This window comes from Pseudobdellovibrionaceae bacterium, from assembly GCA_023898385.1.
In the GTDB taxonomy this organism is placed as follows: domain Bacteria; phylum Bdellovibrionota; class Bdellovibrionia; order Bdellovibrionales; family UBA1609.
In genome coordinates, this window is sequence record CP060220.1 from 464,355 (window position 1) to 472,632 (window position 8,278).

General features: G+C 46.4%; 5 protein-coding genes. 4 read left to right on the forward strand and 1 reads right to left on the reverse strand.

Annotation, left to right across the window (positions count from 1 at the left end; all coding sequences use genetic code 11):
* Positions 1-247 precede the first annotated feature (247 nt).
* The 3 genes from H6626_02015 (at position 248) to H6626_02025 (ending at position 5,224) form a co-directional block, all read left to right on the forward strand.
* A complete protein-coding gene (locus H6626_02015; protein USN47889.1) occupies positions 248-1,069 on the forward strand; it encodes an outer membrane lipoprotein-sorting protein in 822 nt (273 codons plus the stop codon).
* Positions 1,044-2,843 (forward strand): hypothetical protein, encoded by a 1,800-nt coding sequence (locus tag H6626_02020; GenBank protein ID USN47890.1) that lies wholly within the window; start codon positions 1,044-1,046, stop codon positions 2,841-2,843. Before H6626_02015 ends, H6626_02020 begins: the two co-directional genes overlap by 26 nt.
* 89 nt (positions 2,844-2,932) lie before the next feature.
* On the forward strand, positions 2,933-5,224 hold the full coding sequence (locus H6626_02025; GenBank protein USN47891.1) for an MMPL family transporter: 2,292 nt from the start codon (positions 2,933-2,935) through the stop codon (positions 5,222-5,224).
* Here H6626_02025 and H6626_02030 read toward each other — a convergent pair.
* Entirely contained in the window at positions 5,202-6,260 is a 1,059-nt protein-coding gene (locus H6626_02030; protein USN47892.1) for a hypothetical protein, read from the reverse strand. The two genes, H6626_02025 and H6626_02030, sit on opposite strands and share 23 nt — an antisense overlap.
* A 426-nt stretch (positions 6,261-6,686) precedes the next feature.
* On the opposite strand from H6626_02030, the gene H6626_02035 reads away from it, so the two are divergent.
* Entirely contained in the window at positions 6,687-7,745 is a 1,059-nt protein-coding gene (locus H6626_02035) for a M48 family metalloprotease (protein USN47893.1), read from the forward strand.
* Positions 7,746-8,278: the final 533 nt, after the last annotated feature.

Consider the following 8,278-nt stretch of genomic DNA (forward strand, 5'->3'; position numbering starts at 1 on the left):
GTTCCTTGGTGCACTAAACAGACAAACTCATTATGGCTTGTCCGCATTGGATTGTCCCTTATTGTTTCCTATGGCCCGATAAAAGTCCAGTCTTCTATGAGAACTATTGATCCTGATTCACAGCATTTTCTCTGATTCGATTTGTATTGTATTATGAAAACGCAACAATTTTTGTTGATGTGGGGCCTCTCCTCTGGCGGAGGGGATTGATTTGTCCCTAACAGGCGGTTGGGGAGGGGGATGAGGTATGATAGCTCGGGTTATTTGGTTGTATGTATTGGTCATTTTTCCTTTCTGTTTTGCGCAAGCAAAGGCCACAAAGGGGGCTGAGGATAGGGGTCAATCCATTGCGGAGAAAGTCTACAACAGACCCACCGGTAAGGATTCAGTGGGTTTTGCGCAAATGTTGATCCAACCCAAAAGTGGTTCGGCCAGAAAGCGAGAGTTTTTTATGTTTCAACGGCGACCCAAGCCCAATGAGATTGCCTCGCTCATTCGTTTCTTAATGCCAGCAGATGTGAAAGACGTGGGGCTTTTAACCCTTGATGATGCTGGAGATGAAAGTGACCAATGGATCTATTTGTCTGCTAGTGGAGGACGGATTCGTCGAATTTCATCGAAGCGAAAAGATGGAAGTTTTGTGAACTCGGATATCTTTTTTGAAGACCTCCGCGATAGAGAGGTGAAAATGGATAAGCACGTTTTTTTGGGTGAGGAATCCGTGAACGGTGTTAAGTTGTATAAAGTAGAAAGCACGCCCGTTAAAAAAGACAACTCGGCCTACAGCAAGCGAGTAGCATGGATTCACCCTGAAAGTTGGGTGCCGATAAAAATGGAAGCCTATAAAAGTGGCCGTAAGAGTCCATGGAAAGTGACGCAGGTATTTAAGCTTGAAAAGGTCCAGGGGATTTGGACCGTACTCGATAGTGAGACACAAAACTTGGTCACAGGAAGTAAAACGCGAATGGTAGTCAAACAGGTGAAGTACAACCTGGGCTTGCCAGAGAGCCTTTTTACCCAAAAGGTGTTAGAAGATCCACGTCGTGAAGAAAAGTACCGTCAACTTTAAGCCCCGTTGGTTTTCTATTTTGGCCTTTGTTTTGGCTGTTACACCGGCGGTGAATGTTTATGGGGACAGCAAGCAAACACAGGCGCACTCTTTTCATACTTCGAAAGCCTCAGCGTTCAAGGCGCTGCGTAAGCTGAAGAAAAAAGGCTTGGAGGCTCAGGTTATAAAGAAAAAGGTTCGGCCCCAATATGCCGTTATCAAACAACCGAGCCCGGCGCAGGCACAGGTAATAGGTAAAAAACTAAGGCAGAATCAGTTTTCGGTGCGAAAAAGTAAAAATCAGTGGTTGATTGGTCCCCTGTGGAGTCGGCAACAGGTGTCGCTGTTGCGAAAGGCCCTTTCAAGTCAGCGACTGAGTATTCAGCGTTTTGTTAAAAAGCGAGGTGCCGGTTCTGTACTTGTTTTTGAGGTGCGCTTGCCCTCGGCTGGAGACAAGGGCCGGGCTCAAAAAACAGAAAGCCTCGTGTTTGGTGCGCCACCGCCGCTGCCTGAAGTTACTGAAACCAATGAGGACTCTAAGCCTTCGCCATGGGCGTCGGGTGGACGAGTTCGATTCGAGCCGGGTTACTTTCCGAGACGGACATCCTCCGTGTACGGACAGCACTATTTAGATGTGAATTACTTTTTAAAAGGGGCCTTGTCGTCGAGTTTTGACTGGCGCATTGGAGGGCAGGCCTCAACCTTTTTTCAGACCGGTGACGCCAGTGAGACTTGGTCGAATGCAAGTCTTGAAGAGACTTACCTTGGTTATCGAAACAATTGGTTTAAGTTTTCAGTGGGGGCCTTAAAGGTGATCTGGGGAAACGTTTATGAAAACTCCCTTGTCGACCGCCTGGCGAGGCAAGAACTCGGTCGTCTCATACTGACCCCTTATGATGAGAGACTTCGATCACAGTGGGCGACCCGCTTGGAGTTGTTTTTCGGTTCGTTAAAAATAGACATGGCGTGGGTGCCTCAGTTTCAAGTGTCGAACTTTCCTGAAGCCAATAATGTATGGTCGCCCATTGATAAAACGCGGGGTTTAATATTGGGGGCGAACTCTTCGACTCTCATAACGACTCTCGCTACCACGGGAGAAGTTGAAGATATAAACCCGAACTCCGACGCCGGTGGGGTTAGAATGACCTACTTGGGCAAGGGCCTGGATTTGGGTCTTAGTTGGGTGCAAGCGCCGGCAGCACAACCTTTTTATTTTGTGAATCCAGTTGTGGCTGTTGCAGTGGGTTTGGGTGCCGATCCCACAACGGCTCTGGCTAGCGCAGGCGGCGTGGCCTTCTACAAGGCCTACCCAAAGCAGACAGTTGTGGCTGTTGACATGAGCACTGAAGCCTTGGGTGGGACCGTGCGGGGGGAGCTGGGGTGGGCGAGAGATGGACTGACGTTAGATCAAAATTTTCTGCCCCTTGAAACCGATAGTTTATTGTGGACCACAAGCCTTGAGGTTTTCCCCGGCGATGGCAATAACACGCTAAATTTGCAAGTGTCAGGCAGTCATGTTCAAGCAGACAGCGAGACACTTCTACCTAAGGATGTTTTAAATTTTGGCGGGAGGTGGATGCGCGAGTGGGACCAAGGGCGGTGGCGGGGGCTTATTCGTTTTGCAGTGGGAGTGAACCCCTTTGACTATTATTTAGGACCCTCTCTAGTGTTTGCCGGACAGGAACCCCATGAATTTTCACTGTCACTCCATACCTTTGAGGGGGCTGGTCAGAGTGCGGGTGAGTTTTTTCAAGACAATGCCATGATCTTGGTCGGGTGGTCAGCAAAGTATTGAAATTCAGTTGTTAAGTATTTCGATGAAATTTCCGAAAAATAGTTGTCTGGCATGATATTTTTACTGAAAGACTTCACCAAGGAATGGCAATGGTCGGTCACATTAAGCCCTGGCAATCAATAGTTGCTCTCCTCATTTTACTACTTCCTTCGTTGTTTTTTGTGTCGAAGGTGTCGCCGAATAATCACATGTATCTCTACTATGAGAAAGATGATCCCAAATTGGTTTTTGAAAAACAAGTCCGGGACACTTTCGCCAATGACACCATCTACATCCTGTTGTTTCAAGGCGACGATCTACTTGAGGCGAACTTTCTAGGTCGACTCCACAAGCTCACTGAAGATTTATCAAGCTTGGAGTTCGTCGCAAAGGTCACCTCGCCAACAAATGTTGACCACATCGAAGCCAGTGCCGATGGTTTTGAAGTGACTCCATTGATAGATGTAGATGCGGACGAATTTAGCCAACAAAGTATCAAAAGCCGAATTACAAAAGACCGATTTGCAAAAGGCATATTGTTGGCTGATGATGCGCGCACCTTGGCCGTTGTCGTTGAGCCTGTTGCCGGTGAGGTTAAAGAATTTTATGAGCCTCTCGAACAACAGATTAGAAAGCAAGTGGTCCAGAACAAACTGGATGATCATCTCAAAGGTGTGTCTGGAATGTCGGCGGTCGTGGCCGCTGATACGCGGTCAATGGCGAGAGATACCCAAATATTACTGCCGCTTTCTTTTTTGTTGGGTATTTTAGTGCTGTGGTGGATGTTTAGAAGCTACGTTGTCGTGGCATTTGGCTTAGTTTCTTTGACCGTAACGGTGGTGTCGACCATTAGTCTTTACGGAATTTTTAACGTGCCATTTACTGCCGTATCAGAAATGGTTCCGTCATTAATATCGGCATTGACCATTGCCTTTCTCGTTCATCTCTTTAACAGTGTTTATTTTTGGCACGACAAAGGGTTAAGTGTTGAAGAGTCGGTTAAAAACGCCATGCAAGATGTAAGGTCACCATCTTTGTTTGCGGCTCTGACGACGATCGCTGGGTTTGTGTCGCTGGTGACAACAAGAATTCCTCCAGTGCAGAGCTTTGGTTGGGTCGTGTCGGTGGGATTGGTCGTTATCTACGTGGTGGTGATATGGTTAATGCCCCCGCTGGTTGCTAAGTTTTTGACCTTTCCAGAAAAAGTCAAAAAAAGCGGTTTAAGGGGGCTTGACACTGTAGTCTGGGGGATTGCAAAGATTGGTCTGAGGCACCCCAAATGGGTGATAGCGGGGCACGTGCTGGCAATTTTAATCTTGGCCCCCGTTCTCTTTGCCATTCGGGTCGAGACTAACTTTATCGAATTTTTTAAGCCAAATCACGAGATCAGAAAAAGCACTGACCTTGTGGAGAAAAACTTATCCGGAACGGCCTCAATTGATGTTGTGTTTTCATTGGACCACCTTGATGGATTAAAAAGTCCTGAGAAGTTACAGGTGATCAAAAACTTCAAAGACTGGGTAGAGAAATTGCCCGAAGTGGATAAAGCCGTTTCTCCTGTAGAAGTGATCGAAGATATGCACTGGGCGTATAACGGCGAAAAAGAAGGGTATCGGACGCTGCCTGATGATAGGGAATTGATCACCCAATACTTATTTATAAATAGCGGTGAAGATCTATATGATCTCGTCAATCGCGATTTCACTCAAGCGCGCGTCGGTCTACGAATGAAAAGCTTGGGAAGCATCAAACTTAAAGGTGTGTTGCAGAATATAGAAAATTATTTAAGTAAAAATTGTCCTGAGGACTTAAGCTGGAAACTTGCTGGCTCGACTTTTCTTGAGGTTTCACTTCTGGATACTCTGATCGAAGACCAAGAGCGCGGCGTTTTGGTGGCCATCATCTTAGTGCTTGGCATGATGGCCTTTTTATTTCGCTCTTTTTCAGGCAGCATTATGTGTATGATTCCCAATGTGCTCCCTATTTTTGTGTGTTTTGTTGCTATGGGACTTTCGAATATCGCCCTTGATTTGGCAACAATTACGATTTCGGGCATCACACTGGGGATTGCCGTAGACGATACGATTCATGTTTTTCATGGTTTTTTGCATCGTATGCGAAAGGGGCAGTCTAAGTTGTGGGCCATGGCCAGAACGTTCAAACAGGCGGGACGGGCAATCACCGTGACCACTCTTATTTTGTTGGCCCAGTATCTCGTATTTCTCACCGCCACTTATCGGCCGGTGAATTATTTTGGACTGCTAATGGCCGTGGGTGTGGCCTCGGCGTTGCTTTTTGATTTGTTGCTGCTTCCGGCTTTGATTCAGGCGTTTTGGAGAAAGTCCAAGCGAGAACAAAATAGTTCGAGAGACACCGCAATTACAAAGCGGCATGCGGCATAGAATTTTGTTTTCGATCTATGTTGATTAATCCTGAATCCAGAAAATTCACACGTCCATAATTTTCGATGCCGCCGGCAAACTGACCTTTTTGATCAACGACGGGAAAACCAAACAGTTCAGGTTGTGATTGCGTCTCGGGGTTTAAGATCTTACCCGCAAATAGGTTCGGAGCCAAAAGGTGAGCGGGTTCTCGCAGAGGTGGCCACCCTTTGTAATCGATGGCCACTTCATGTGAAAACATATAATAGCTGCCGGTGCGACACTGGGCCAATGAGGTGAGTTTTCTTCGGTGTGAAGAGCAGTCACTTTCTTCAGCTGAAAAAATCAGATAAAGGCGTTTGCCACTTTTTGTTGATCTCCAAAAAACCTGCGGCACTTCCATTTGGTAAAATTCTTGCGAATGATGGAAAATGTGGATATCTGATCCCGACCACCGTTCAATGTTTGTGCTGCTTAGGTGGGCAATGACGCCGTCGCCATCAGGGTGAATCGTTCCATTGGGTTTTCGTCTTCTGGCGGTGATAAAACAGTGGTAGCGATCGTTATGATAGATAACGTAAGGGTCTCTCCAATTGATGTGATCAAAGCGAGTGTCTGTCACAGGGTTTGGTATAAGGGGTTTGTAGAGCCCTTGCTCCAGACGGCGCCAGCTGCTGAGATTCTCTGAGCGAGCGATGCCAATGTGTTGCGGGTATTGCCATTCTTTTGGCGTCCAATAGCGGCTATGTTTTGAACATCGCGAGGTGTAGAACAAGTAGTAGTAGGCGCTTTTTGGATCTTTGATAATGCTCCCACTCCAAATGGAGAGATCATCCCAAGCCCCGGAGCGACTTTTCGAAAACGCCGGATCCGGCGACAGAAGTTGCCAACCCCGATTGTTTTGAACCGCGTGCCCCAGTGAAGCCAAATCATGTCTTTGCTGCGGATCAAATTTGCAGTGTTCTTTATTGGCTTGAAGGAAAAAAACGTGATTTTCGCCGTTTTTTTCTGCGAACCAAAAATCCCAAATATAGCGATCCGGCAGGCTCCAGGCCATTTCAATTCCATCCTGAGTTGTGATGAGTCGGACTGTTTAGAAACGGGAAAATGGGGGTTTTTGTCAAGGGGGTTTGGTGGGTCCGCCGGGTCAATGGGCCCGGGATTGGATCTGAGGTGGATCAGCGGTGATTTTTTAGTTGATCGATGTCCTCATACTATTTTTCGGGGGTGTGGTGCATCTTTTCCAACACAGTCTCATCCAGAAAAGAAAGGTGTTGCGCCCTCACTTTGATGGCTGCGGCAAAAGCCCCTGAGGCGTTGTTTTTTGCCTGTTTTAGATCTGGGCTGAAACCTCTTGTTTCACCTGTAACACTTTCTGGGAAAAGGTTTTAAGAGAGGCCTAAGGGGTTGAAATGGACCTCCGGAAATCGATATGTTGTGGTTTTCTAAACGAATCGCAAACAACATTCAAATAGGGGTAGTGATGATTGATCGGAATGATAAACAGGGGCTGGGGATTATTAGAGTTTTGTTATCTAAAGGCAGCCATTTATTAATCAGATGTAGGTTTTTGTTTTTTGTCAGTGTTCTAGTTTTCGGCAGTTTGACCACCGCGGAGGAAGCGAAAAGTTTATGGCGGGTCAAAGCCAGAAGTAAGATAGAGACTCGGGCAAACGTTTCGGAGAATGGATTTCAGAAAGTGGCTGCCATTTCGGAGAGAGGGCAAGGGTATGTGCCCACGTCGATAAAGCGGATTTATGAGGATTTTGTTCTTGAGACTTGGTCCATGATCTATCACCAACAGGATTTGATACCTGAGCATTTGGACAAAAAAATGAAACCAGCATTGAAACTGATCTTAGCAGCCGCGCACAGTCTGGAAGGTCATTATGTTGGGCCCTATCAGGATTTTGTCGACCGTATCATGTTGGATCTTTCACAATTTGCTTTAGATAAAGATATGCGCTCTTGTTACCGAGCGTGGGTCATTGATGTGAACGAAGTAAATGCCTTTAATACAGGATGTAATGTATTTATATCAAAATTAATGATCGACAAGCTAGATATTGATGAAGTCGAGGCCATCATAGCCCATGAGATGAGTCATGGTGATTGGGGCGATGGAGTTCGAACCATCGGATCTTTTTTTGCCTCTGCCGGACACCACTTTGCTGACTACACGCACGACTATATACGCAAATGGATCACTGGAGAAGTGTCGGGCCGGATTCAAGGAACTCGTGATATGGGTCACATGTTTAAAATATTGGAAGAGTTTGCGACGCGAGCTCCAGCTGTGGAGCTGAGAGCCGACACGACCGCAGTTCGCCTTTTGCACCGAATGGGTCGATCGAGATCCGCATTGCCTATGGCCCTTGTGAAGTTGCATGGGTTTGAAGATCTTGTGGATTATTTGAGGCGATCCACAGACGGAAATGGCGAGGTAGTTCCGGGTGTGCGTAATTATCCCAATTTAGATGAACGTCTTGAGAGAATTGGCGAGACTTATGGCGACATAGACAAAAAAGAAAGCGGCATGTAGGCAGTAGATGATTTAGCGTTTTGTCTCGCGGGTCTAGGTGCTAGACTGTATACTCTTGTGAAATTAAAAATAGAATTTTTACCAAAAGACAATACAACAACGTCCCTTCGAATGGACCGATGTCTTAGCTAGATGGCGTTAGCCTCTAGGAGAGTGAATCAGGTTAATGGGGATGATTTTTTCGCTAATCGAGTTCCTGTCTTAGCAGGTAGCAGGGCTGAGTGGTCCTGTGAGTGATTTTGAGAAATCATTCGAAACGAGTTACGGCTCGACTTTTTTGGGCGGGTGGTTGCCCCAAACTGAGAAAATACAGCTAAACGATGCTGAGTTCTGGCCAGATCTTGGTCGTTAAAAAATATTCGCATTCTCCATTGTTGCTAGACTGTTGTCCAGTGTCTCGACTTGAGTCAAAACTGTACCAGGTCGAGACATATTCCTAAAAATAATCTGAAAAAAGCTAATGGTTTTAGACGCTTCTGCCGAAGAGATGAGTGGTTACAAAGCTCTCTAAAGAAGGGATCTTACTGCAAACT

What these genes read in the sequence shown, in the direction of transcription:
- H6626_02025 (USN47891.1), top strand. Translation starts at nt 2,933, where the DNA reads ATGGTCGGTCACATTAAGCCCTGGCAATCAATAGTTGCTCTCCTCATT.
- H6626_02015 (USN47889.1), top strand. Translation starts at nt 248, where the DNA reads ATGATAGCTCGGGTTATTTGGTTGTATGTATTGGTCATTTTTCCTTTC.
- H6626_02035 (USN47893.1), top strand. Translation starts at nt 6,687, where the DNA reads ATGATTGATCGGAATGATAAACAGGGGCTGGGGATTATTAGAGTTTTG.
- H6626_02030 (USN47892.1), bottom strand. Translation starts at nt 6,260, where the DNA reads ATGGCCTGGAGCCTGCCGGATCGCTATATTTGGGATTTTTGGTTCGCA.